The organism is Streptomyces sp. NPDC007164, assembly GCF_040634135.1.
Classification (GTDB): Bacteria; Actinomycetota; Actinomycetes; order Streptomycetales; family Streptomycetaceae; genus Streptomyces; species Streptomyces sanglieri.
Window position 1 is genome coordinate 19,460 of record NZ_JBEYFB010000021.1, and the last position, 24,471, is coordinate 43,930.

The 24,471-nt window shown below is 72.5% G+C and carries 21 protein-coding genes; 3 read left to right on the top strand and 18 right to left on the bottom strand.

Annotation, left to right across the window (positions count from 1 at the left end):
* Position 1: 1 nt before the first annotated feature.
* From ABZ622_RS24435 to ABZ622_RS24450, 4 genes are all read right to left on the bottom strand, one after another.
* The gene (locus ABZ622_RS24435) at positions 2-595 is read right to left on the bottom strand and encodes a hypothetical protein (protein WP_360546496.1); all 594 of its coding nucleotides are present in this window, start codon (positions 593-595) and stop codon (positions 2-4) included.
* The gene (locus tag ABZ622_RS24440) at positions 592-2,721 is read right to left on the bottom strand and encodes a hydantoinase/oxoprolinase family protein (RefSeq protein ID WP_360546498.1); all 2,130 of its coding nucleotides are present in this window, start codon (positions 2,719-2,721) and stop codon (positions 592-594) included. The genes ABZ622_RS24435 and ABZ622_RS24440 overlap by 4 nt, the downstream gene beginning before the upstream one ends.
* Positions 2,722-2,821: 100 nt before the next feature.
* Positions 2,822-4,432 carry an FAD-dependent oxidoreductase gene (locus tag ABZ622_RS24445; RefSeq protein WP_360546500.1) on the bottom strand — a complete coding sequence of 537 codons (1,611 nt, stop codon included), beginning with the start codon at positions 4,430-4,432 and terminating at the stop codon, positions 2,822-2,824.
* 38 nt (positions 4,433-4,470) lie between these two features.
* Positions 4,471-5,577, bottom strand: a complete 1,107-nt coding sequence (locus ABZ622_RS24450) for a LacI family DNA-binding transcriptional regulator (protein WP_360546502.1) — start codon at positions 5,575-5,577, stop codon at positions 4,471-4,473.
* Between the two features lie 153 nt (positions 5,578-5,730).
* On the opposite strand from ABZ622_RS24450, the gene ABZ622_RS24455 reads away from it, so the two are divergent.
* Complete coding sequence (locus tag ABZ622_RS24455; protein WP_360546504.1) at positions 5,731-6,705, top strand: acetylxylan esterase; 975 nt, start codon at positions 5,731-5,733, stop codon at positions 6,703-6,705.
* 221 nt (positions 6,706-6,926) lie between these two features.
* Here ABZ622_RS24455 and ABZ622_RS24460 read toward each other — a convergent pair whose 3' ends face one another.
* The 11 genes from ABZ622_RS24460 to ABZ622_RS24510 form a co-directional block, all read right to left on the bottom strand.
* On the bottom strand, positions 6,927-7,877 hold the full coding sequence (locus ABZ622_RS24460) for an ABC transporter substrate-binding protein (RefSeq protein ID WP_360546506.1): 951 nt from the start codon (positions 7,875-7,877) through the stop codon (positions 6,927-6,929).
* On the bottom strand, positions 7,874-8,551 hold the full coding sequence (locus tag ABZ622_RS24465; RefSeq protein ID WP_360546508.1) for an ABC transporter permease subunit: 678 nt from the start codon (positions 8,549-8,551) through the stop codon (positions 7,874-7,876). The genes ABZ622_RS24460 and ABZ622_RS24465 overlap by 4 nt, the downstream gene beginning before the upstream one ends.
* Entirely contained in the window at positions 8,548-9,225 is a 678-nt protein-coding gene (locus ABZ622_RS24470; RefSeq protein ID WP_360546510.1) for an ABC transporter permease, read from the bottom strand. The genes ABZ622_RS24465 and ABZ622_RS24470 overlap by 4 nt, the downstream gene beginning before the upstream one ends.
* Positions 9,226-9,363: 138 nt before the next feature.
* On the bottom strand, positions 9,364-9,810 hold the full coding sequence (locus ABZ622_RS24475) for a nitroreductase family deazaflavin-dependent oxidoreductase (protein WP_360546512.1): 447 nt from the start codon (positions 9,808-9,810) through the stop codon (positions 9,364-9,366).
* A 132-nt stretch (positions 9,811-9,942) separates the two neighbouring features.
* On the bottom strand, positions 9,943-11,541 hold the full coding sequence (locus ABZ622_RS24480) for a helix-turn-helix domain-containing protein (RefSeq protein ID WP_360546514.1): 1,599 nt from the start codon (positions 11,539-11,541) through the stop codon (positions 9,943-9,945).
* A gap of 118 nt (positions 11,542-11,659) precedes the next feature.
* Positions 11,660-12,766 carry an o-succinylbenzoate synthase gene (gene menC / locus ABZ622_RS24485; protein WP_360546516.1) on the bottom strand — a complete coding sequence of 369 codons (1,107 nt, stop codon included), beginning with the start codon at positions 12,764-12,766 and terminating at the stop codon, positions 11,660-11,662.
* On the bottom strand, positions 12,763-13,620 hold the full coding sequence (locus ABZ622_RS24490; protein WP_360546518.1) for a GNAT family N-acetyltransferase: 858 nt from the start codon (positions 13,618-13,620) through the stop codon (positions 12,763-12,765). Before ABZ622_RS24490 ends, menC begins: the two co-directional genes overlap by 4 nt.
* Entirely contained in the window at positions 13,617-14,762 is a 1,146-nt protein-coding gene (locus ABZ622_RS24495) for a M20 family metallopeptidase (RefSeq protein ID WP_360546520.1), read from the bottom strand. The genes ABZ622_RS24490 and ABZ622_RS24495 overlap by 4 nt, the downstream gene beginning before the upstream one ends.
* Position 14,763: 1 nt before the next feature.
* Entirely contained in the window at positions 14,764-16,134 is a 1,371-nt protein-coding gene (locus tag ABZ622_RS24500) for a serine hydrolase domain-containing protein (protein ID WP_360546522.1), read from the bottom strand.
* A 23-nt stretch (positions 16,135-16,157) separates the two neighbouring features.
* A complete protein-coding gene (locus tag ABZ622_RS24505; protein WP_360546524.1) occupies positions 16,158-17,789 on the bottom strand; it encodes a prolyl oligopeptidase family serine peptidase in 1,632 nt (543 codons plus the stop codon).
* Positions 17,789-19,399 (bottom strand): ABC transporter substrate-binding protein, encoded by a 1,611-nt coding sequence (locus ABZ622_RS24510; protein WP_360546526.1) that lies wholly within the window; start codon positions 19,397-19,399, stop codon positions 17,789-17,791. Before ABZ622_RS24510 ends, ABZ622_RS24505 begins: the two co-directional genes overlap by 1 nt.
* Before the next feature lie 282 nt (positions 19,400-19,681).
* Between ABZ622_RS24510 and ABZ622_RS24515 the strand changes: the two genes are divergently transcribed.
* Positions 19,682-20,248 carry a DUF4291 domain-containing protein gene (locus tag ABZ622_RS24515; protein WP_360546527.1) on the top strand — a complete coding sequence of 189 codons (567 nt, stop codon included), beginning with the start codon at positions 19,682-19,684 and terminating at the stop codon, positions 20,246-20,248.
* A 163-nt stretch (positions 20,249-20,411) separates the two neighbouring features.
* On the opposite strand, the gene ABZ622_RS24520 is transcribed toward ABZ622_RS24515, so the two are convergent.
* Positions 20,412-21,428, bottom strand: a complete 1,017-nt coding sequence (locus tag ABZ622_RS24520) for an aminoglycoside phosphotransferase family protein (RefSeq protein WP_360546529.1) — start codon at positions 21,426-21,428, stop codon at positions 20,412-20,414.
* Between the two features lie 142 nt (positions 21,429-21,570).
* Positions 21,571-22,080 (bottom strand): DUF664 domain-containing protein, encoded by a 510-nt coding sequence (locus tag ABZ622_RS24525; RefSeq protein WP_360546531.1) that lies wholly within the window; start codon positions 22,078-22,080, stop codon positions 21,571-21,573.
* A gap of 207 nt (positions 22,081-22,287) precedes the next feature.
* Between ABZ622_RS24525 and ABZ622_RS24530 the strand changes: the two genes are divergently transcribed.
* Entirely contained in the window at positions 22,288-23,229 is a 942-nt protein-coding gene (locus ABZ622_RS24530; RefSeq protein ID WP_360546533.1) for an aminoglycoside phosphotransferase family protein, read from the top strand.
* On the opposite strand, the gene ABZ622_RS24535 is transcribed toward ABZ622_RS24530, so the two are convergent.
* Positions 23,216-24,331: a hypothetical protein gene (locus ABZ622_RS24535; protein WP_360546535.1), complete on the bottom strand. Its 1,116-nt coding sequence runs from the start codon at positions 24,329-24,331 to the stop codon at positions 23,216-23,218. The two genes, ABZ622_RS24530 and ABZ622_RS24535, sit on opposite strands and share 14 nt — an antisense overlap.
* Positions 24,332-24,471 lie beyond the last annotated feature (140 nt).

A 24,471-nucleotide genomic window follows, 5' to 3' on the forward strand; every position in this document is an offset into this window, starting at 1 on the left:
GTTACTTCTCTCTTCCGTGCGCGTGCGGGGCAGTGGTGTGGGGCGCGCCGGCCGTGGCGAGTGCGGCGGTCAGCAGCAGTGGGCTGCGGCCGAGTCCGCAGGCGGTGCGGGCGTGCGCGTGGGCGGCGATCTCCTCGGCCCCGGCGACATGGCCGTACAGGCGTCGGCGTCCGATCCGCAGCACGACATGGCCGAGTGCCTGTTTCAGTGCTGCTTTCGCCGGGCCGTGATGGAGCTGTTCGTGGACGGCCTCGTGCGCGAGGGCCGCGGCACGCACCGAGCCCGCCGGGTACCAGTGGCGCCAGCCGTTCTCGTCGACCAGGGCCTCGGCGCGGGCGAGGGTGTCGGTGTACAGCTCGACGGTCGCGGGGCGTGAGGTGTAGCGGGCGAGCAGGCCGTGTTCCAGCCCGCCGTCGCGTTCGACGACCCGGGCGCGGGACGGGCCGGGGGCGAGCCGGGCGCCGAACTCCGTCGCCACGGTGGCCCAGTGGCGCAGCAGCTCGGGGTCGCGCCCTTCGTGCGTGGGGGTGGCCGCCAGGAGCCGCACGCCGAACTCGATGTCGTCGGTGGCGGCAAGGCCGACGGTGGTGGTCATGTCCTCGCCTCCACGACCGCGACCACGGGCTCGTCCGCGGCGCGGGTGCCGAGTTCGCTGCGGGCCAGGGCGAGCAGCGGCTGCGGGTCCAGGACGCCGGAGAGGTCGGCGATGCGGGAGCCGAGGAGAAGCCGCAGGGCGGGGGCGCGGACCCCGCCGTCGCCGTACGAGGTGGCCTCGCCGACAAGCCGGGCGAGCGTCTCGGGGGCGGCGGCGACGGTGGTCGTCTCGACCAGGGCGTCGGGGGCGTGCAGCCGGACGACACCGTCGGCGTCGACGACCCGGACGGGATGCCGGGTGGCGCGGAAGCGGCGCCGGACCTCGGTGCCGTAGACGGTGTGGGCGGGGGTGGTGGCGAGGATGCTCACGTCCGCCGGGTCGGCCTTGAGGCTGGCCGCGGCGGCGCGCAGCCGTTCGTCCCCGTCGGCGCGGTGGGCGCGGTCCTGGGTGCGCAGTTCGGTGGCGCCGGTGGCCACCGCCCGTACCGTGCTGGTCTGCGGGTCCACGGTCACCTCCACCTCCACGCCGTCGGCGGCGGCGCCCTGGGCGACGACGGCCGCCTCGGCCTCGGCCCGGACGGCGAGGATCTGTTCCTGGCCGGCGCCCGGGATGATCCGTTCGATCTGCTCGCGGACCAGGGCGAGGGCGACCCCGATGGGGCTGATGACCTCGCTGTGCCGGGCGATCCGGCCCTCCTGGCCGGTGACGGACGCGAGGTGCGGGGTCACGGACGCGGCGCCTCCGCCGCCGCCGACCAGTACCGCGGTGTCCTTCTCCAGCCGGTAGTCGCGGATCATGGCGTCGGTGACGGCCCTGACCTGCTCGGTGCCCGCGTCGAGGAGCCGGGCCGCCGCGGTGGCGACATCGGTGGACAGCGCTACGGCCAGCGGGGCCAGCGCGGTGCGGGCCACCTCCTGGTCGCAGCGGGCGAAGTCGCCCTCGGGCACCCGGCCCAGCGCGTTGGCCGCGCAGGTCATGGTGATCGCGTACCGCCCGCCGGCCGCGTCGATCACGGCGTAGTCGTCGGGGTCGCCCGCCATCGGCCGGACGGTGGTGATCCGCGCGTCGCGCAGCTCGTCGAGCGTGGCGAAGCAGGCGTACGGCAGTCCGGCGATGTGCGCGCTGCGGGGCCCGGCGCCGACGACCTTGCCGCCGTCGATCCGGACCATGGACCCGCCGCCGACGCCGACGGTCCGTACGTCGAGCGCGGAGAGGTAGGACGCCTTGCCGAGGATGGTGGCGTGCCGGACGGCGACCTTGCCCCGGCGCACCACGCTGATGTCGGTGGAGGTGCCGCCGGTCTCCAGGAAGAGGCCCTCGCTGATCCGTTCCTGCATCAGCGCGCCCGCGACCCCCGCGGCGGGGCCGGAGAGCACGGTCAGCAGCGGACGCCTGCGCATCTCGTCGAGCGACATCACCCCGCCGTCGCACCGCATCACCATCAGCGGCGCGTTCACCCCGGCCTTGGTGATGGAGGCGTCCACGAGGTCGGCGGTGGCCAGCATGCGCGGCAGGATCGCGGCGTTGACCACGGCGGTACGGGTCCGCTTGGCGAGTCCGTACAACGAGGTGATCTCGTGCGCGGCCGTCATCGGCAGTCCGCGCGGGCGGGCCGCTTCGAGGACCGCCTGTTCGCCCTCCGGCCGGTCGACGCCGAACGGTTCGCTGGCGACGAGGACCTGTGCGCCTTCCCGGGTGACGGCGTCGACGGCGGTGCGCACCTCGTCCGCGTCCTCGGGGTCGGCCACATGGGCGTAGGCGAGCGGAAGCCGCTTGCCCGGGGCGAGTTCGAGTCTGCCGAGCGAGGCGAGCCGGCGGGTGAGCACGGCGCCGGGGCCCGTGCCGATGCCGATCAGCCCGACGGTGGCGACATCGCCCTCCAGCAGGGCGTTGGTAGCCTGTGTCGTGCCGTGGGCCAGGAAAGCGACGTCCTCGGCGGCGTGGCCGGTCTGTTCCAGCAGCCGGTCGAGTGCCTCGACGATGCCGTGGGCGACACCGTCCTCGTGGTGGTGGCTGGTGGGAACCTTCACCTGCCCCAGCAGTTCGAGGGTCGTGGCGTCTACGGCCACGGCGTCGGTGAAGGTTCCGCCCACGTCGATACCGACGCGGATGCGGTGGGTGGTCATGGCTGGGCACCTCCTTGTGCGGGTGGGTTGATGCGCGGGCGGGCCGGGTGGGACAGGTGGAGCTGTCCCACCCGGCGATTCACGGTTGCGGCGTGTGCGGTCAGTAGCCGCGCACGTCGGGCCAGTGGCGCTGGACCCCGTCGCGGTCGAGGAGCCGCGCGAACGCCTCGTACCGCTTGTCCTCGGACTGGACCTGCTGCGGTTCGACGTCCTCGGTGAGGCAGTGGGCCGCCAGGGCACCGGCGACCTCGCCGATGTTCCACTCCACCGGGTGGAGCCGGTAGCAGCCGTTGGTGATGTGGGTGGTGCCGATGTTCTTGCCGGCGGGCAGCAGGTTGCGGACGCGGCGCGGTACGAGGGCACCGAGCGGGATCTCGAACGGGACCGAGCCGATGTCGATGTAGTTGTCACCTCCGGTGGAGGGGTGCAGATCGATGCGGTAGCTGCCGACGCCGACCGCGTCCCGGTGCCGGGTTCCGCCGTGCGGGCCGACGATGTCGATCGAGACGTCGTGCTCGGTGACGGTGGTAACGGCCTTGATGCGGCGGGACTCGCGTACGTAGGGGGCCTTGGCGAGGCCGTCGGCGGTGCCGGTGATGTCGGGGCGGATCCGCAGACCGGGGAATCCGGTGCCGCCGTCCTGGCGGGGAGCCTCGGTCTGGAGCCAGTACAGCAGCGAGAGCGACAACTGCCGCGCCTCGGCGACCGCTTGGGCGGACACCTCCTCACCTGCACCGATCAGGGGCTTGAGCCAGTAGTCGTTGAGCGGCCAGTTGACGAGTGTGATGTCGGAGCCGAAGGCGCCGGGGCGGTGCATGCCCCGGGCGAGGATGCGGCGGAAACCCCACAGTTCCTTGTCGCCCGCGTCGGCGCTCTGGTCGGCGCTGACGGCGAGCGGATCGATGTCCGGGTTGGGGACGAAGGTGCGCGGCACGGATTCCAGCGAGCGGGGGTCCGGTGCCTGGAAGCCGAGCAGCGGGCCGGGCCAGAAGTCGGGGCGGTAGGAGCGCCAGAAGTCGTAGTCGGCGGGGCGGTCGACGGTGTGGTTCTCGCCCTCGTGGTGGGAGAGCGCGAAACACACGGTGATGCCCTGCTGGTTGAGCGGCTGGGCCTGTTCGGGGGCGTGCGGTTCGTCGAACTCGCCGCGTGCCTCGGCGCCGATGGCGTGCTCGACGCCGCCGAGTTCGAGGAGTTCTCCGGTCTCGGTGGCGTCGATGACGTAGCGGGCGGTGAGGGTGGTGCGGTCCCCGGTGCGCAGATTCTCCAGGGTGACCGCCCGGATGACATCGTTGTCCGCCTCGGCGGCCACGGCCCGGTGCTCGGTGAGCAGGGTGAGGCGGCCCGCCGCGCGGTGCGGTGCGAGCATCGCCTCCAGCACGGTGAGCGCGACGCGCGGCTCGTGGCAGAGCTTGCTGACGCGTCCGGCGCCCGGGTTGAGGTCGGTGAGGGCGAGGGCCTCGGAACGCATCGGGTACCACTGGCGGTAGTACGCGCGGATGCCTTCGCGCAGCCTGCGGTACGAGGCGGTGGTGCCGAACTGCTCGACCCACGGGTGCTCGTCCGGGGGGACGGCCTGGGAGGTGAGCTGGCCGCCGATCCAGTCGATCTCCTCGGTGAGGACGACGGTGCGTCCGGCGCGGCAGGCGGCGAGCGCGGCGGCGACGCCGCCGAGTCCGGCGCCCACGACGAGGATGTCCGGTTCGGGTATCACGGGTCTCCTTGAGCTGTACGTACGGGTGGTGCGGTCGGTCAGTGGTCTTCGGTGGCGGGCGGCGGGCCCGAGGTGGCACCGGGCCGGAAGGCGCAGGCGACCAGGGGTTCGGTGGCCTCCTCCCCCGCGACCAGCGCGGCGAGCATGCGCACGGCGGCCGCGCCGAGCCGGGTGCGGGGGATGTCGAAACCGGTGGGTTCGGGGCCGTCCGCGAGGTCGGCGGGCGGGCTGCCGAGCAGTGCCAGCGAGGCGTCGCGCGGGCACTCGATCCCGGCGGCGGCGGCGGCGCGGCGCAGGGCGCGCCAGGCGGCGCCGGTGTCGGTCTCCTCGGCGACGAACGCGGTGACGCCGTCGGCGAGCCAGTTCCGCAGCCGCTCGGGGGTGAGGTCACGTTCGGGGTCCGCGGAACGGAAGACGGCCTCGGGGCCGGCCGGGCCGGCCGCCGCCAGTCCTTCGAGGAATCCGCGTTCACGGTCGGTGGAGGCGGGTGCCTCGTCGTCCTCGCGGATCAGCACCATCCGGCGGTGCCCGAGGCCGGCGAGGTGGCCGACGACCTCGCGGGCGGCGCTCACGTAGTCGGCGCCGACCCAGTGCAGGCCCGCCGGCTCGTCCCGGCGGCCGAGGTGGACCACCGGGAAGCCGTCGGTGACCAGCCGGCCCAGCTCTTCGGCGGGTGCGTGACGGCCGAGGAACAGACAGCCGTCGGCGAGTCGGACCCGGCTCAGCGCGTCGGGTACGGCGGCCCCCGCGCCGCCGGTGCTCGACCCGGTGAACAGCACCAGGTCGTAGCCGCGCTCCGCAGCCTCGCGCTCCACGCCCACCAGGAACGGGTAGTACGAGTGCTGCACATCGGTGGGGAAGGTCGCAGTGAAGCTGAACACACCCAGCAGGTTGTTGCGCGCCGCGGCGAGCCTGCGGGCCGCCGGGTCGGGGACGTATCCGAGGCTGCGGGCCGCCTCCAGCACCTTCTGCCGGGTCTCCTCGGAGATCGCGGGCCCCTGTCTCTTGTCCGCGAGGACCAGCGAGACCGTGGCCTGTGAGACCCCGGCGAGCCGTGCGACCTCCGCCTGGCGCGGGCGGGCCGTGCGGCCTGCCGGTGCGGGTGAACGGCCGGGCCTGGCCCGCTTCCTGGGTTCCTCCACCATGGCTCCTCATATCGATTAATGCGTATTACTAATGCGCATTAACGAGTACTGTGAGGGCCAGTCGGGCGCCGGTCAAGAGGCCGGGCCCAAATTCTTCACTGCGCACCCCCCGTACGGTGTGTTCAACCATCCCCGCGGAGAAGGCGGTCCCCCATGTCCCTGTTCGATCTGCCGCTCGACCGGCTGCGCGACTACCGCAGCGGTTCGGTCGAGCCGGAGGACTTCGACGCGTTCTGGACGAAGACGCTCGACGAGGCCCGGTCCCACGACCTCGACGCCCGTTTCGAGCCGCGCACCGGCACCGGGTTGTCCACCGTGGAGGTGTACGACGTGACGTTCGCGGGCTTCGGCGGTCATCCCGTCAAGGGCTGGTTCGTCGTCCCGTCGGGCGCCACGGAGCCGCTGCCGGTGGTGGTCGAGTTCATCGGCTATGGCGGCGGTCGGGGCCTGGCGCACACCCATCTGCTCTGGGCCTCGGCCGGTTTCGCCCACTTCGTGATGGACACCCGGGGCCAGGGCAGCGGCTGGCTCGTCGGCGACACCCCCGACCCGGTGGGCAGCGCCCCCGCGTACCCCGGTTTCATGACTCGTGGTATCGAGGACCCGGAGTCGTACTACTACCGGCGGGTATTCACCGACGCGGTGCGTGCCGTGGAGGCGGCGCGCTCGCACCCGCTGGCCGACGCGGCGCGCACCGCGGCCATCGGGGAGAGCCAGGGCGGCGGCATCACGCTCGCCGTCGGCGGGCTGATACCCGACCTTGTGGCCATCGCGCCGGACGTCCCGTTCCTGTGCGACTTCCCCCGCGCCCTCACCGTCACCGACCGGACCCCGTACCGCGAGGTGGGCAACTACCTCAAGACGCACCGCGGCCGGGCCGAGCGGGCGCGGGCCACCCTGTCGTACTTCGACGGGGTGCACTTCGCCGCGCGCGGGCGCGCTCCGGCGCTGTTCTCGACCGCCCTGGAGGACATGACCTGCCCGCCCTCGACCGTCTTCGCCGCCTTCAACGCGTACGCCCACCAGGACAAGACCATCGAGGTGTACGACTTCAACGATCACGAGGGCGGCGGCCCGTTCCAGCAGGCCGTGCAGCTGGGCTGGCTCCCGGGAAAGCTGCGGGCCTGACCGGGGGCGGCGGCGGTCAGAGGCTGTCGGGTGGCCTTCGATCGGAGAGCGGACGCGGTCTGGTGCGTGCGATTCCAAGGCGCCGGGATGTCCTCGGGTGGGGCCTCCCCTGCTCGAACGGAGTTGAGAGCTTGGGGAAGGAGCTACTAGGGCATTTCGGCAACGCCGGAAGCGTGCGTGCCAGGGCGTGGCCGCCCGATCAGAGGTCGCCCGACAGCCTCTCAGTCGCGCGGGACGAAGCGCTCGGACTCCAGGTAGTTGCGTGCCACGTCCTCGGGCAGCCGCCGCCAGCTGTCCACCTGCTCGTTGAGCCGGGCCAGGTCGGCGGTGGTCAGTACGGTGTTGAGCCTGCCCAGCGCCTTGCGGACGCCTTCGCTGCCCGCCCGGGACCGGTTGACGACGGGGACGAGGTAGTCGGCGTTCTGCAGATGCTTGTCGTCGGCGAGCAGGACGAGGCCGAAGTTGTCGAGCGTGGCGTCGGTCGTGGTGGTCAGGACCATCTGGTCCTGACCGTTCTGGACGGCCTGTTTGGCCTGGGTGGTGCCGACGCCCTTGGGGTCCACGGCGGTGACGCGGATGCCGTACGTCTTCTTGAGTCCGGGTGCGCAGTAGGGGCGCCGCACGCATTCGTCGCCGGCGGCCAGCCTTACGGGCAGTCCGGATCTGCCCAGGTCACCGAGGGTCTTGAGGTGGTGCTCGGCCGCGTAGCGGGCGGTGACCGCGAAGGCGTTCTGGTCGACGGCGCGCCCGGCGTCCAGAACGGTGAGGCCGCGGGGCGCGGCGAGGGCCCGCAACGCCTTCATGGTGGCGGCGAGGTCGGGCGAGCCCACGGGGGTGGCGTCGGCGCCGTTCTTCTTGGCGTTCAGCCAGTCGGCGAAGGTGGCGGCGTACTCCGGTACTACGTCGATCTGGCCGCTCTCCAGCGCCGGTTCGTAGATCTCCCGGTTGGTGACGGAGATGATCTTCGTGGAGTAGCCGGCCCGGTTCAGCAGCAGCGCGTACATCTGGGCGAGCAGGTCGCTCTCGGTGAAGCCCGCGGAGCCGATGGTGAGATGTCTGCTGTCGCCCGGCGGTGCGGTGACTTCGCCCTGTTTCTCCAGGGAGGGGCCGGTGGTGCAGCCGGCCACCGGGAGCAGCACCAGCAGGATCGGGACGGCGGTCCGTGGCCTCATCCGGATCCCTTGCCGCGGAGTCTGTCCGGGACGAGCAGCCGGCCCGCTTCGAAGAGCCCTTCGACGATCAGCGCGAAGACCGCGACGAGGACCGCCCCGGCGACCACCTGCGAGGTGGAGGCGAGGTTGAAGCCGGCCGTGATGATGCGGCCGAGTCCCCCGCCGCCGGCCAGTGCCGCGAGGGTCGCGGTCGCGACGAGCTGCACGGCGGCGATCCGTACGCCGGTGAGGATCAGGGGGAGGGCGAGCGGCACCTCGACGCCCAGCATCAGCTGGCCGCCCGTCATGCCCATTCCTCTGGCGGCGCGCACGATGTCGCGGTCGACCTCCCGCATGCCGACGTAGGCGTTGGTGAGCAGCGGCGGTACGGCGAAGAGGACCAGGGCGATGACGGTCGGCCACTCGCCGTGCCCGCCGATCGGGGTGAGCAGAAGCAGTACCAGCACGGCGAAGGTGGGCACGGCCCGGCCGATGTTGGAGATGTTGACGGCGAGTGCGCCGCCCTTGCCGAGGTGGCCGAGGACCAGGGCGACGGGCAGGGCGATCAGGCAGCTGATGAGCAGGCAGACGACGGTGAGGAAGAGGTGCTGGCCCAGCCGGTTCCAGATGCCGCCGTCGCCGGACCAGTTCGCGGCGGTGGTGAGCCAGGACCAGGCGTCGGCGAGGGTCTTCACGACTGCCTCCGGGTCCATGGGGTCAGCACTCGCTGCGCGAGCAGGAGCAGCAGGTCGGCGGCGACGGCGATGACGACGCAGAGGACGGAGGCGGTGAGCACCTGGGCCTTGAAGTAGGTGTTCATCCCGGAGTAGATGAGGTTGCCGAGCCCGCCGTAGCCGACGATCGCACCGACCGTGACCAGGGAGACGGCGGAGACGGTGGCGATCCGCAGCCCGGCCATGGCCGCGGGCAGCGCGAGGGGCAGCTCCACGGCGAGCAGCAGCCGCAGCGGCCCGTATCCCATGCCGCGTGCGGCCTGCCGGGTCTCCTCGGGCACGGCGCGCAGTCCGGCGAGGATGTTCCGTACCAGGAGGGTGAGCGAGTACAGCACGAGCCCGGCGACGACGAGCGCGGCGGAGAGTCCGTACACCGGCAGCAGCAGCGAGAACATGGCGAGCGACGGCACGGTGTAGAGGATGGTCGTCACGCCGAGCACGGGGCCCGCCGTCCAGCGCCGGTGCCGGGCCACGAGGGCGAGCGGAACGGCGATGACCAGCCCGATGAGCACGGAGGCCAGGGTGAGCTGGAGGTGCTGCACGACGGCGTCCCAGAGGATCTCGCGACGGCTGGAGAGATAGGCCCCGCAGAGCCACTCGTTGCGCGCCAGGCAGTCGTCCGGGGGCACGGTCACCCGTCCATTGGAGCGCGCGGTGCGGTCCGGGCGCGCGTCCTGATCGGCTGTCCGGGGCCGCACCGCTGCCGGGAACGGGCCGGCCCCGGCCGGATGCGGGGGCGCGGGCCGGTGGGCCCGCGCCTCCCCCGGCGGTCGTCAGTGCTGCCCGGCCGCCGGTTCGAGGACGAAGACCGGGATCTGCCGGTCGGTCTTCTGCTGGTAGTCGGCGTAGTCGGGGAACGCCTCGACCGCGCGCCCCCACCACACGTCCTTCTCCTCGCCGGTGGCCTCGCGCGCGTTCATGTCCTGGCGGAGGGGCCCGTCCTGGAGTTCCACCCGGGGGTCGGCCACGATGTTGTGGTACCAGACGGGGTGTTTGGGGGCACCGCCCTGCGAGGCGACCACCGCGTACCTGCCGTCGTGCTCGACCCTCATCAGCGGGGTCTTGCGGATCTTGCCGCTCCTGGCCCCGCGGGTGGTGAGGATGATGACGGGCATGCCCCGCATCGTGGTCCCCTCGGTGCCGCCGGAGCTCTCGAACAGCTCGACCTGGTCGCGGACCCACTGTTCGGGGCTCGGCTCGTACTCTCCCTGCAGAGGCATGGTTTCTGTCCCATCGTCGGCTTCCGGACACACGGGCTTCGGTGTGTCCCACTGCTCCGGGAAACTCTCGCACCATTCCGTCCGCCCGGCGCCCGGATCGAGCCCGGTGCCACGGCGACGGAGTGACCGGCATCAGGAGTGCGGCGGTCGCAGCCGCAGTTGCAGCATCGCTTCGAATCTCGCCTCCGGGTCGCCGAGATCGATGCCCGCGACCACGGCCAGCCGCTTGAGCCGGTAGCGGAAGGTGTTGGGGTGGATGTGTACGGCGGCAGCGGCCGCGGGCACATCGCCGAAGGTGCTCAGCCAGGCGTCCAGGGTTTCGGTGAGGGCGGTGTTGTGCTCGGCGTCGTAGGCGCGCAGCCGTACGACCGGACCGTCCGGCAGATCGTCCTCGGCGGCCATCCGGTCCGTCAGTTCCTCCAGCAGCGAGGCGGCGTAGACGTCCGACAGCCGTGCGGCCCTGCGCTGGGTGCGGCCGGAGCCGAGGACCCGCAGCGCACGGTCCGCGTCGGCGCGCGAGCGGCGCAGCTCCACCGGGCGGGCGGCGAGCCGGCCGACCCCGATGACGGCGGGCACCCGGTCGCCGATCCGGCCGAGGAACGCCTCGGCCACCCGCAGCCCCTGCTCGTCCGAGCCGGTGGGCAGGACCGCGTAGGTGACCCCGCCGATCGCGGCCGAGGCGGTGCGGGGGTGGATCGCGGCCAGGTGCAGGGTGAGCGCCTCGGCGACCCGGAGGCCCGCGGCCACCCGGTCCGGCGCGTACTGCTCGCCGGTCACCGAGAGCGCCAGTACGCAGGCGGGCTGCGCGGACAGGCCGAGCCGGACGGCGGCCTGCGGGGCGTGTGTGCCGCCCTCCAGGACGGTGGCGAGCAGGTCCGCGCGCAGTCGGCGTTCGGCGTCCTCGCCGGTGCGGCGGCGCAGCAGGTGCAGGGCGGCCACCTTCGCCGCCTCCTGGAGCGCCTGGGTGCGGTCCGCGCTCAGCGGTGCGTCGACCACGACCCAGATCGAGCCGAGGATCTCGCCGCCCGCGCGGACGGCGATCGCGACCCGGGGCTTGTCCGAGACGCCGTCGATGTAGACGGGTTCCTCCTTCCGGTAGAGGGCCTGGAAGGCGCCGCGTTCCTCCAGGGCGCGCAGTTTCTCGGCGGGGACCTGACGGTCCAGGACGGTCGCGATCCTGGCGTCGTCGGCCTCGTCCTGTCTGCTGGAGAAGGCCAGCACCCGGCCGCCGCGGTCCTCCACAGTGACCGGGCCGTCCAGCAGTCCGGCCGTCGCGTTGGCCAGGGCGAACAGGTCACCGGCGAGGAGTTCGGCGCCGTCCGCCTCGTCGGGGCCGCCCACCGTGCCCAGTTCGTCGACGGCGAGCAGCGACCGCAGCAGCGCGGCCACTTGGGCCCAGGACGCTCCCGGGGTCAGGCCGAGCACGGTCACACCGGTGCGGGCGGCCGCCTCGGACACCGATCCGTACACCGGGACCGGGGAGCGGACCACCACGGCCGCGGCGCCGAGCCCGGCCGCCCGGTCGACCAGGGCGGCGACCGGCCCGGCACCGTACACACCGACGCCGAGCACCACCGCGCCGGGCAGCCTCGCCGGTTCGTCCAGGGGGTCCTGGATCAGCACCCCGGTGACAGTGCGGGCCGGGTCGGCCTCCCCGGCCAGCACTTCGATCAGCGTCGATCCGAGATCGCTGAGGATCCGGCCGAGCACGGCCCGTGGCTGCTCCGTCATCTTCACAAGGTAGTTGATCGCAGATCGTCCGCGACGGGGACGGCCGCCGCTCCCAACGCCCGGTCCGCCCGGGGTTCGCGCAGGTCGGGCCCGGTGAGCGGGTCCTGTGCTCCGCGGGTCACCGGCCGATCCATTCTGTCGACTCGGTCACCTCGGCCAGCTGCCCGGGGATCGGGGAGATTCCGATGCCGGGTCCGGTGGGCACGTCGAGATGGCCGTCGCGCAGGGTGAACGGCTCGGTGATGTCGGTCCGGTAGTACCGGTCGGAGGCGGAGGTGTCGCCGGGCAGGGTGAAGCCGGGGAGTGCGGCGAGGGCGACGTTGGCGGCGCGGCCGAGGCCGGTCTCCAGCATCCCGCCGCACCAGACGGGGACGCCGTTGGCGGCGCACACGTCGTGGATCCGCCGGGCCTCCAGATAGCCGCCGACCCGTCCCGGCTTGATGTTGACGACCGAGCAGGCGCCCATGGCGATGGCGTCGGCCGCCGAACGGGCGGACACGACGGACTCGTCCAGGCAGATCGGGGTGCGCACCTGGCGGGCGAGTTCCGCGTGGCCCCGGATGTCCTCCTCGTCCAGGGGCTGTTCGATGAGCAGCAGCCCGTACGGGTCGAGCCGGGCCAGCTGCGCGGCGTCGGCGAGGGTGTACGCGGTGTTGGCGTCCACCTGGAGCTGTACGTCGTCGCCGAAGCGTTCCCGGACCGCGCGCACGGGTGCCACGTCCCAGCCGGGTTCGATCTTCAGCTTGATCCGGAGATAGCCCTCGGAGAGATAGCCGTCGACGGTGTCGAGCAGTGCGGGGACCGAGTCCATGATGCCCACGGACACTCCGGCCGGCACCCGTTCGGCCGTTGCCCCCAGCCACTGGCCCATCGACAGGTCGTGGGCGCGCAGCCAGGCGTCGAGAACCGCCGTCTCCAGGGCGGCCTTGGCCATCCGGTGGCCCTTGAACGCGGCCAGTGCCGGGGCGACCGCCCACGGGTCGAGGGCCGGCAGGGCGGCGAGTGTGGGTACGAGATAGCTGCGCAGCACGTCCGCGGCGGCCGCGGTGTACTCCGAGGAGTACAGCGGATCGGCCATGGTGACGCATTCGCCGTAGCCCTCGTGGTCCTCGGTCTGGACCCTGACCAGAAGGATCTCCCGGGTGGTCATCGTGGCGAACGAGGTCCGGAACGGTGCGACCAGCGGCATCGCGATCCGGCGCAGTTCCACACCTGTGAGCTTCATGCCTGACTCTCCTGACGTCTGTCGATCACGTACCAGCCGTCCCGGGTGAATCCGGTGACGGTGTGCCCCTCGGCCATCAGGCCGCCGAGTACCTCGCGCAGCGCGTGGCGCCATTCGCGGGCCAGGGGCGGGTCGGTCCGGCGCAGTTCCTCCGCCTCGGCGGGGATCCGGACCAGGACGGTGTCGCCGTCCCGGCGCCCGACGGCCGGGCGGCCGTCGGGTTTGGCGTCCAGGGCGACCACCGTGCGGGGGCCCGCGACATCGGCGGTGACGGTGCGGGGGGTGCCCTCGGCGGATCCGGCGGCGTGCTCGCCGGTCAGTTCCCAGCGGACCAGCAGCCGGTCGGTCTCGGTCCCGGCGTTGACCTCGTCCTGCATGGCGCCGTAGAAGTCGGCCAGGTACTCGCTCGGTTCCGCGCCCAGTTTGGCGAGGTTGAAGTAGGCGTTGCGGCTGATCAGCGGGTCGAAGGTCCAGGTGACGGTGGTGATGTCGCGGGCCAGTGCCCAGGCCCGCTGATGCTGTTTGACCGCGAAGCCGACGTTGCGGCCCCGGACGCTGTCGTCGACCCCGGCGATGTGCGAGTGCAGTCCGGCGCTGGCGAGGAAGCCCAGGCAGAAGCCGACCATCCGGCCGCCCCGGTCGACACCGACGACATAGCTGCCGGAGTGCGCGAAGACCCGCAGCAGTTCCGGGGTGATCAGCGGGTTTCCGGGAACGGGCCGCCAGATGCGGTCCAGCACCCGGCAGGCCTCGTGCATCTCGTCCAGCCCGTGCAGCTCCCTGATGGTGACGCCCGCCCGCTGTGTGGCCAGCTCCGCGGCGGCCGTCGCGGCGGCCGCCTGCGTACCGTTCATGGTTCCACCCGGCCGGGGACGGCCGGCGGTCCGCTCCGCAGCGAGGCCACCAGGGCGGCGACGAGTGCCGTGCGGCGGGGCAGTTCGGCGACGACCACGTGCTCGTCGTCCGCGTGGGCCCCGCCGCCCACGGCCCCCAGGCCGTCGAGCGTGGGGGTGCCCACGCCGGCGGTGAGGTTGCCGTCGGAGGCGCCGCCGACGGCCACGCCGCGCAGCGGGCCGAAGCCGAGCTCCGCGTAGTGGCCGCGGGCCAGTTCGAACAGCCCGGCCGACGCGGTGGCCGGCAGCGGCGGCCGGTTCGGGCCGCCGGAGAAGGTGAGCGAGGCGCCGTCGACCACCGGGGGGAGGCCGTGCACGGCGCGGTCGACCCGGTCCTGTTCGGCGGCCGTCGCCACGCGTACGTCGACCAGCAGCCGGGCCGTGTCGGGCACCGTGTTGCGGGTGGTGCCGGAGGAGGCGACGGTCGGGGTCACCGTGGTGCCGGCCGCCGGATCGGCGAGGGCGGACAACGCGAGGACCTGGTGGGCCAGTTCGGTGGTGGTGTTGACGCCCCGGTGGGGTTCCAGGCCGGCGTGCGCGGCGCGTCCGGCGATGGTCAGCTCGTAGCCGGACATGCCCTTGCGCGCGGTCTTCAGCGCGCCACCCTCGCTCGCCTCCAGGACGAGCACGGCGCCGGTCCGGCGGGCCTCGTCCTCGATCAGGGCGCGCGAGGTCGGAGCGCCGATCTCCTCGTCCCCGGTGAGCAGGACCGAGACGCCGTCCAGGTCGTCGAGGACCGACAGGGCGTGGAACAGCTGCACCACACCGGCCTTCATGTCGAAGCAGCCGGGTCCGGTGAGCCGCCCGTCGGTCACCTCGAAGGGGTGGCCGGCCAGGGAACCCACCGGCCACACCGTGTCGAAGTGGCCGAGCAGCAGCACCCGGTCGCCGGAGCCGAAGCGCCAGCGCAGGGCCGGGCGCCCCGAGCCGTCGATCCACTCGGGTGCCGCACCGGTCAGCCGGGTGCCGAGGCCGGCGACGACGCGGGCGCATCCGGTGACCGCGGCCAGGTCGTCGCTGGGCGACTCGGTGCGGACCAGCTCCTCGATGTCGGCCAGCAGGCCCGGCAGCCCGGCCTCCAGTGCGGAAACGATCGCGGTCACGTCAGCCCACCTTGGGCGTGGCTCGGCCACCGTGGTGGATGTACGGGGTGCCGTCGGCGAGTGTGTAGAACACGACCGGGACCCAGAGCTCGAATCCGGGCCGCTGTACGACGAACAGTCCCGGCTCGACGGGGTGCAGCTCGTACTCCTTCTCCGTTTCGGGGGCGAGTTCGGCCAGCGGTCCGGTGATCTTGTCCAGCATCACCAGGCCGCCGTCCCGCTCCACGATCTCCACCCGGCTGGAGAGCCGCTGGTACACACCGACGTAGTCGGCGGGGTCCACCGCGACCGGTTCCGTCGCGGGCTCGACGGTGGTGCGCATCGTCACCCCGGCCAGCTCCCGGACGATCTCGGCGTACAGGTCCCGGTAGAGGCTGGAGGTGTCGCCGCCGTTGGTGAGCAGGCAGATCGCCAGCTCGGCCTCGGGCAGCACCCGCAGGTAGGCGTTCTGTCCGATGGTGCCGCCGTCGTGTCCGTACACCCGGTGTCCGTCCCAGGTGTCGAGGAACCAGCCGAGCCCCCAGGCGTTGCCCAGGACGTGCGGGTCGGGGAGCTCGACCTGCGGGGTCTGCATGGCGGCGACGCCCTCGGCCGAGAGGATCTTGGTGCCGTCGGCGGTGACGCCGTTGTCGAGGTGCAGCCGGGCGAACTCCAGTACCTCGCGCGGCGTGGAGCAGATCAGCCCGGCCGGTCCGGCGGAGCGCATCAGACCCCACATCGGGGCCTGCGCGGGCGGGCTCCCCAGGTGTCCGATGGCGGCGCGGTGGCGCAGCACCTCTTCCGGCAGGGTCGCGGTGTGCGTCAGGCCGAGCGGCCGGTACAGGCGCTCGCGCATCAGCTCGTCCCACTGGACGCCGGTGACGACCTCCAGCACCCGGCCGAGCAGGGTGAAGCCCGCGTTGCAGTACGACATGGTGGCGCCGAGCGGGTGGTTGGGACTGGTGTCGCCCAGCAGCGCGACGTACTTCTCCAGGCAGTCGTCGCCCCGGCCGGTGTCGGTGAAGAGGTCGCCGTCGATGCCACTGGTGTGGGTCAGGAGGTGCCGCAGCGTCAGCCCTTCGGTCAACTCATCGGTGGCGAGCCGCAGTTCGGGGAGTACGGAGGCGATGGGGGCGTCCAGTTCGAGGACGCCCTCGTCGATCAGGGCCATGGCCACGGTGGTGGTCCATACCTTGGAGATCGAGCCGATCTGGAAGAGGGTGTCGGTGGTGGCCCCGATCCCGGCATCCGTGTTGGCCAGGCCGATGGCGGTCTCGGCGACCAGTTCGCCGCGGTGCAGGATGCCGAGCGAGGCGCCGGGCACGGAGTGACGGGCGGCGAGTTCGGTGAGGCGGGTGGTCCAGCGGGCTGACAGCTCGGTGGTGTCGGTCATGTTGTGCTCCGATTCCGTTTCGTTCAGCGGTTGGTGTGTGTGGTGACCCATTCGATCAGCCTGCGGGAGTAGTCCTCCCGGTGCGAGGGCCGGCCGTCGAGGAGGAAGAGGTGCGAGCTGCCGGGGTAGACGACCAGCCGGGCCGGTACGCCCCTGGTGCGCAGGGCGTGGAACCACTGTTCGGCCTGGCCGACCGGGCAGGTGTCGTCCGCGCCGCCGTGCAGGATCAGGGTGGGTGCGCGTACCGCGTCGGCGTGGCTGAGCGGCGAGAGTTCCGTCAGCCGGGCCGGGTCGCCGATCTCGTGCTCGGCGATCAGGTGTCCTTCTTCGGAGGTGCCGGCCATGCTCTTCAGGTCGACCAGGACGCCGCCCGGGACGACGGCGGCGAACAGGTCGGTGCGGGCGGAGAGCCAGCAGGTCAGGTAGCCGCCGTAGCTGTAGCCGGTGAGCGCGATCCGGTCCGGGTCGACGAGCCCTTCGGCGACGAGGGCGGCGACGGACTGCAGGACGTCCTGCTCGTCCGTCTCGCCCCAGGCGCCCACCGCGCCCGTGTAGAACGCCTCGCCGTAGCCGTCGCTGGCGCGGACGTTCAGTGTGAGGATCGTCCAGCCCTGTGTGGCCAGTTCCTGGTGGTAGAGGTGGGCCGGGTCGGAGTGCGGGGCCCAGGCGTTGTGCGGGCCGCCGTGCACGTCGACCAGCAGCGGGCCGCCCGGGGGTGTGTCCGCGGCCCGGGTGATCATGCCATGCACGGCGGTGCCGTCCGCGATGCCGAACTCGCGTTCGGTGACCGGGTGGAGGGCGATCTCCGGCAGTGACCGGGCCATGTGGTCGGTGAGCCGGGCGGGATGCTGACCGGACGTCCAGTCGTCGAGGTCGAGCAGCACGACCTCGGCGAAGCGTGCCGCGTCGGAGACCACGACCGCCGCCCGTCCGGCCTTCGCGGCGACCGAGCAGCCGCTGACCCCGGTGCCGGCGGGCAGCGGGGAGGCGCTGATCCCCGCCGCGTCCAGCCGGTACAGGCGGGTGGCGCCCCGGTCGCGGGCGCAGAACACGATGTCGTCGCCATGGAACTGCGGCAGCGCGCCCACGCCGCCCCGGGAGGCGACCGGGAAGAGCGGCCAGGCCACCGCGAACGCCGCGATCAGGCCCACCGCCAGCAGGAATTCGGGCACCGCGCCCAGGAACCCGGTGACTCCGGTGAAGGCGAGTTCGCCGCGCCGCCTGCGGCCGTCCTTGGTCAGCACCGCGGCTGTCATGCCGACGGGGACGGCGATCAGCAGGATCAGTACGAACGCCGGGACGGCGATCTGCAGGGTGGCCGGGAGCCGGCCGGAGATGATCTCGGACACCGGCATCTGGGCACCGATCGACTCCCCGAGCCTGCCCTGGAGCAGATTGCCGACGAAGTCGCCGTACTGCTTCAGCAGCGACTGGTCCAGGCCCAGCGACTCCCTGCGGGCCGCGACCACGGCCGGGTCGGCCGTGGTGCCGAGAACCGCCCGGACCGGATCGCCCGGGATCAGGTGGATCATCGCGAACGCGGCCGTGACCAGCGCCGCGAGCGACACCAGCAGCCGCCAGGCGCGGCGCAGGACGAATCCGGCCCAGGGGTTGCGGGCCCTCTCTCGCAGGGAGTTCATGGTGATCGTCGCCATCAGCCGGCGCTCCGGCGCAGGGTGCTCGGCACGATGCCGCTGCCGTCCACCTCGAAGGTGACGCCCTTTCCGTAGTATCGGTTCGCCTTGCTGACGATCGGCGCGATGTCGACGTGCTTGACCAGGGCGGCGTCGGCCGCTTCCCACAGCGGACAGCCGGAGGCGCCGGGCTCGGCGGCGGCCTGAGCGATGAGCCGGTGGTAGTCGGGGTTGACGACGGAGCCGAAGTTGTTGCCCTTCGGCGGCGGCGGTCCGTCGTAGAACTGGGTGAGCTGGTCGGGGAGGGTGACTCCGATGGGCGCCCAGGCGCTGTCCCAGTCGCCGCCGCCGAGCGTGCTGATGATGCTGCCGGAGCCGGTGGGCTTCGCGGTCGCCTTCACGCCGAAGGACGTCCACTGCTGGACGGCGAGTTCGACCGCCGAGCCGACCTGGGGCCCCTGGTTGGTCGCGTAGTTGAGTCCGACGGCGAGCGGCTTGCCGTCCTTGGTCCAGGTGCCGCCGCTCTTCTTCCAGCCGGCCGCGGTGAGTGCGGCGGCGGCCTGCGCCGTGTCGTGGGCCGGGAGGTTGTCCGTCACCGTGTCGCCGGTACAGGGGGTGGGGGCGATCTCGCCGATGCCGGTGGCCGGCTTGCCCTTCCCGCCGGTGGCGACGCTCCCCAGCTGCTTCAGGTCCAGTACGGAGACCAGGGCCTTGCGCACCGCGGGATCGGCGGTCGGACGGCCGGCGGCCTGGTTGAACAGGAACTGTCCGAACAGCGCCGTGGAGCTGCGGTACTTCACCTTGGCCGCGTCCAGCCGGTCCTGGTCGGCACCGTTGATGAGGGCGACATTGATCTGGCCGGCCATCAGGAGATTGGCCGCGGTCGATTCGTTGGCGACCACCTTGACCACCACCTTGCCGGGCATGCCCGCACCGGTGGACCAGCGGGGCCCCCAGCTGTATTTGTCCCGCTTGACGTACGTGTAGTGGTCGCCCGGAACCGCTTCGGTCAGCCGGTAGGGGCCGCTCGCGTTGGTGGCCCTGGCCAGTGCGGCCGGTTTCGCCAGGCTGTTCTTGCAGAGCAGCGGCAGCAGCCGGGACATCTGCACGATGAACGGCGCGGGCTTCGTGGTGGCGACGGTGACCGTCCGGGTCGCCTTGTCGGCCTTCGCCACGGCGGTGACGGGGACCGAGATGCCGAGCATCGGCGACTGGTTCTTCGGATCGGCGATGTGGTTGTACTCGGCTGCCACGTCCTCGGCGGACAGCGGCGAGCCGTCCTCGCAGGTGACACCGGAGCGGATGGTGAACTTCGCCGAGGTGGTCGTGGCTGACCACCTCTCCGCCACTCCCGGCACCAGCGAGCCGTCGGCGTCGATGTGCACGAGCGTGTCGTACGCGAAGGAGTTCATCGCCAGCGCGGTGCTGACCAGTGCCGTGGTGGGGCTGAGGCTGCCGGGGTCACCGGCGACGGCGACGACCACCGTCGACCCGTCACCGCCACCGGCGGACGTGTCGCCACCGCACGCGGCCGCGGTGCCGACGAGGCCGAGCACCGTGACCACCGCGGCCGCCGTCCGGGTCCTGCAGGCCGTTCTGCTGCTGGTCTCCGTGCCTGCGGTGCTGGCCATGGTCACCTCCGAGGGAGCGGCACTCCGCCGCCGAGTGAGGGAACAGTAGGCAGCGCCGGACCGCCTCCGAGTGGTGGCGCCGCACAAAAAACCGGCTCTCCTACGGTGCGCCGCGACGAAGACGTACGCCCGGGAAACCGACGGCTGATCCGGCAGCTGAACCGACGGCTGATCCAGCGGTCCGACCGGCGGCTGATCCGGCGGTCGGGAGTCCCGGAGTACGGATTCGGGGGCGCGGATAATCGATCGTGGTGAGGCCCGGCACCTGGCACCCTGTGCCGCATGACCCCACAGCACCGGATACGGGCCGACCATGACGCCCGGACGATCGTCGTCTACCAGGCGTATTCACCGGCGGTCGCCGGTCCGGCCCTGCGCGCGAGGCGGTTCGTCCCGCCGTTCTCGTTCAACCGGATGACCTGGATCAAGCCGTCGTTCCTCTGGCTCATGCACCGCAGCAACTGGGCGCGGAAGCCGGGCCAGGAACGGATTCTCGCGGTTCGGATCACCCGGGCCGGCTGGGAGGAGGCACTCGCGCAGGCGGTGCTGACGACGGCCGATCCGTCAGCCGTCGCCCAGGCTCCCGTGCACGTCCAGTGGGATCCCGAACGGTCGCTGCGGGGAGCCGCGCTCAACCACTACAGCATCCAGGTCGGGGTCGGGCGCGGTCTGATCCGCACGTTCGCCGAGGAGTGGGTCGTCGACATCACCGATGTCACGCCCACGGTCCAGAAGATCGCGGCGCTCCGGCAGGGCGGCCGGAGTGCGCAGGCCCAACGGCTGCTCCCGCCCGAGCGGATCCTCCCGGTGCCACCGGCCATCGCGAAGCGCCTCGGCATCGACTCGTAGAGCTGCCGCAACACCGGGAGCGGGGTGTGCCCGGAGTACCGCTCGCAGGTGTGGATCCGCATGGTGCAGCCGCGACCGACAGGGACAGCGTCGGAGCAGCGTGATCGCCGGTCGTCCGGCCGGGCACACCGCTCGGCCCGCCCGTCCCGCCGCCGCTCCGCCCCTACAGCGGTGGCTCGGTGAAGAGCTTCAGCAGCCAGCGTGCGCTCTGTGCGTCGCCGGTCCCACCGACAGCGCCGGACGCGCCGGGGAAGAGCCGCTCCCAGGAGCAGGCCCGTCCGATCGCCCCGAGTCGCCACGCCAGGCTCAGTGCCCGCCGCAGTTCGGCCGTTGTGCGGCCGTCGCCCGTCCACTGTTCCAGGTAAGCGTCCCGCAGCCGGGGCAGTACCTCGGGGCCGAAGCGGTCTCGGGCCGCGAGGGCGGGAACGAGGAAGCTGCAGAAGGGGTGTGCGACGGCCGCGTCCCCCCAGTCGAAGAACGTGTAACGGCCGGGCTCCGGTGCGAAGAGCTGGCCGTCGTGCAGATCGGAGTGGTCGAGCGTGTCGGCGATGCCCACACCCGCCAGTTCCTCGCACCACCCCACGAACCGGGGCCGCAATTCACCCAGGGCCCTGCGATCGGCGGGCTCCAGTGCGGTGTTCGTCCCGACGAGCCGGTCGAAGATCCTTGGGAGCGCGGCCGTGCGCGCGCCGGGCACTCCGAGCCGCTCGATCTCCTCGGCGTACGGAACGAGTGCGCGTTGCACTCCGGCGTACTGCCGCAGCGGCTCCTCCCAGGCGCGCGGATCGATCGCGGCCGGGGCCACCGAGTCGAGTGCGTCGCAAAAGAGCGTGCCGCCGTCCGGCAGCAACGACCAGCCCCGGCCCGCGTCGACGGCGAGCGGCCGGAGTACGGATCCGGGCACCCAACGGGCCAGCGCCCCGGCCAGCCCCGCCTCGAAGGCGCCGGCGGGCGGGTTGGCCTTGAACCACACGGTGTCGCCTCCCGCCACGGGCAGCCGCACCAGCACGGACCAGGGCCGGAGCCGCACCTTCCATGGCCCGGTGGCCCGCAGACCATGAGCGGCGAGCCCGCGCTCCGCCCACGCGAGGGCGTCCTCCCGCCAGGCCTGCTGTTCCCAGGGCGTCACCGCGTCCGGGTACTTCCCCCGGTCCACGGATACCGGTGCGTCGCTTCGCATCGCGCCATCCCATCACTGCGCGGGTGCGGCCTTCATCCGAATTTCCGGTGAGGGCGCGGGGCCCCGGACCGCACGTCCCGCTCTCCGCGTCGTATGGAGGCCGGGGCGCCGGCCGCCCCGGCCGCTCCCCGACGGCCCCGGTCTACCGGCGCTCCAGCGCTCCCCGGACGAAGGCGGCCTGGCCCGCGTGCTGCAGATCGTCCGAGATGACGCTGATCAGCCGGACCCCGAGGGTGACCGGCGGCGACCACGCCTCGTCGACGATGCGGTCGAGCGCCTTGTTGTCGAGCCCGCGCACGAAGGCGAGGGTCCGCTCGTGGACCGCGTCGTGATAGCCGAGCAGCAGTTCCGCCGAGCCCACCCGTACGGCCGCGACATCCGCGCTGCTGTGTCCGTAGCCGGTGGTCTCCTTCGGGAAGGGCAGATCGAAACGGGCAGCCCAGTCCTCGGAGAACCAGACCTGCTCGACACCGGCCGCGTCCGAGACGTGGTCGTCCTGGATCCTGGTCAGATGCCACACGAGCCAGCCGATGGAGTTCGCCCCGTCGTCGAGACGGGCGTGGAGGTCGGCGCGTGAAAGGCCCTCGACCGCCGAGTGCACCGTCTCCCGGACGCGGGTGAACGCGTCGGTCAAAAGGTCAGCGCTTTTCATGCCCTCACCCTCCCCGCTGCCGGCCCGCTCCCCCGCCATCGACACGCGCCGCGCGCCACGACCCGCCTCGGTCGCGGACGGCGGCCTCCCGCACCGCTTCGCCGTGCGCGTAGGGTGGCGGCATGCTTTGACGCCTGCCCGGCCCCCGGGCACCACCGTGAACCTCCCTCGTACCGACCGAATCCGGATCAGACGAAGGAGAGACACATGAGTACGTCCCGACCCATCGACATCCCCGACGCGTTCGCCGCGTCCTACGGCGGCAACGGCGGGGCGTCCGCCCGAGCCTGGATCGCCGCGCTCCCCGGGCTGGCCGCGGACTTCCTGGACCGCTGGAGCCTGCGGCCGGACGGCCCCTCGGCGCACGGCATGGCCTCGCTGGTGCTGCCGGTGATCCGCGCGGACGGCACGCCCGCCGTGCTGAAGCTCCAGGAGGTCACCGAGGAGAACATCGACGCCGTGCCGGGTCTGCGGGTGTGGAACGGCGACGGCGTGGTGCATCTGCTCGACCACGACCCGGACACCGGCACCATGCTGCTGGAACGGCTGGACACCGCACGGCCGTTGTCGGCGGTGGCCGACGAGACGGCCGCCGTACAGATTCTCGCCGAGTTGCTGGCACGCCTGGTCGCGGTGCCCGCGCCGCCGGGCTTCCGGCGGCTGGCCGACATCGCGGCGGCCATGCTCGACGAGGTGCCCGGCAGCGTGCCGCGGCTGCGCGATCCGGCCGAGCAGCGACTGGTACGTACTTGCGCCGCCGCGGTGGCCGAACTCATCGGCGAACCCGGTGACCGCCTGCTGCACTGGGACCTGCATTACGACAACGTCCTCGCCGGAGAGCGGGAGCCATGGCTGGCCATCGATCCGGAACCCCTGGCCGGCGATCCCGGTTTCGACCTGATGCCGGCGATGCACAACCGCTGGGACGAGGTCGTGGCCACCGGCGATGTGCCCCGCGCGGTGCTCCGCCGCTTCGACCGGCTGACCGAGGTGCTCGGCCTGGACCGGCAGCGGGCGATCGGCTGGACGCTGGGCCGCGTCCTGCAGAACGCGCTGTGGGACATCGAGGACGGCAAGACCGCTCTGGAGCCGGCCCAGGTCGCCATCGCCACCACCCTGTTGGCCCGGCCACGGCCTACGGCAGGCTGAACCGGCGGCGCACCTCGTCGAACAGGCGGGGGTAGTCGCTGCCGTACGTGACCGCCGCGGCGAACAGCGCGTCGAGCGCGGCACGCAGCGGCACCGTCTCCGTCGCGTCGAACAGGGCGGGCACGGCCATGGCCTGTTTCAGGATCCCTCCCCGGCTGCCGTCGGTCGAGTCCACGAGGGTGTGCGGGATGGCCGGGTCGGCGAAGAAGCGGTCCCAGGCGCGCTGGAGATCGTCGAACGGCGCGGGCAGCTCGTGTCCGAGGTCCATGGCTTCGAGCGCGGGCGTGATCCAGTCGATGCCGTCGAGACCGGCTTCCGCGTACGCACGGTGGGCGGCCCAGCGGGCGATCGACCGCTGGGCCGCAGGTCCCGCCGCGTCCACCGCGTGCGGGAGGCCGCAGTCCAGGGCCCGCAGCCCCGCCACATTGCCGCCGACGTCCCGAAGGGCCCGGCTGGGCAACCGCCCGCCCCACTCCAGGGCTTCGGAACGCCTCTGTTCGGCCGCCTCGGCCCGCGCCTGCTTCTCGGCCCGCAGGCGCCGTGCCTCGGCGCGCTCCTCCGGCGACGGAGGCGGCGGCAGGGCGCGTGCCCACTGGTGCCAGTACGCCGCGGCGCCCGCCGTCTGCTTGACGACCTCGTCGGGGCGGGGCGCCGCCGGCCAGAACTGCAGGAGGTACCGGTCGGCCGCCGCCTCACCGGAGAGAATGGCGAGCTCCTCCTCGCGGGCCCGGTCCATGTCGCGTCCGCAGTACCGGACCCGGTGGCCGGTCACGGGCAGATCCAGCGACACGAGGGGACCGTCACCCCATGGCAGGACGACCGTGGACCCGGAAGCGGGCCGGAACGCTGCCTCCACCACGTCCTCCCAGCTGTCGTCGAGCGGAGGGGCGGTGTCGTGCACCTCGACGGTCAGCCCCACCTCCCCGGTGTGCAGGCCCGTGTTCAGAAACAGATATCCCGGCACGGCGGCCCCGCAGAGCCCGCCGGCCTGCCCGGCGAAGGTCTCCGGCAGACCGACGTACTCCCCCTCCTCGTCGGGCCTGCTGTCCACGTAGAACTGCCCGTAGGCGACGCGCAGTTCCCCGCAGTACACCGTTCGCATGCCCACCCCTCCACCGTCACGACGTATCCGGTCCAGAGTATGCGGGCCGCCGGTCCACGCCCCGTGCGCGATGGCCCGGGACGGCTTCGACCAGTACACATGGCCGGAGTCCGACTGGTGCCCCCGGTGACGGAACACCG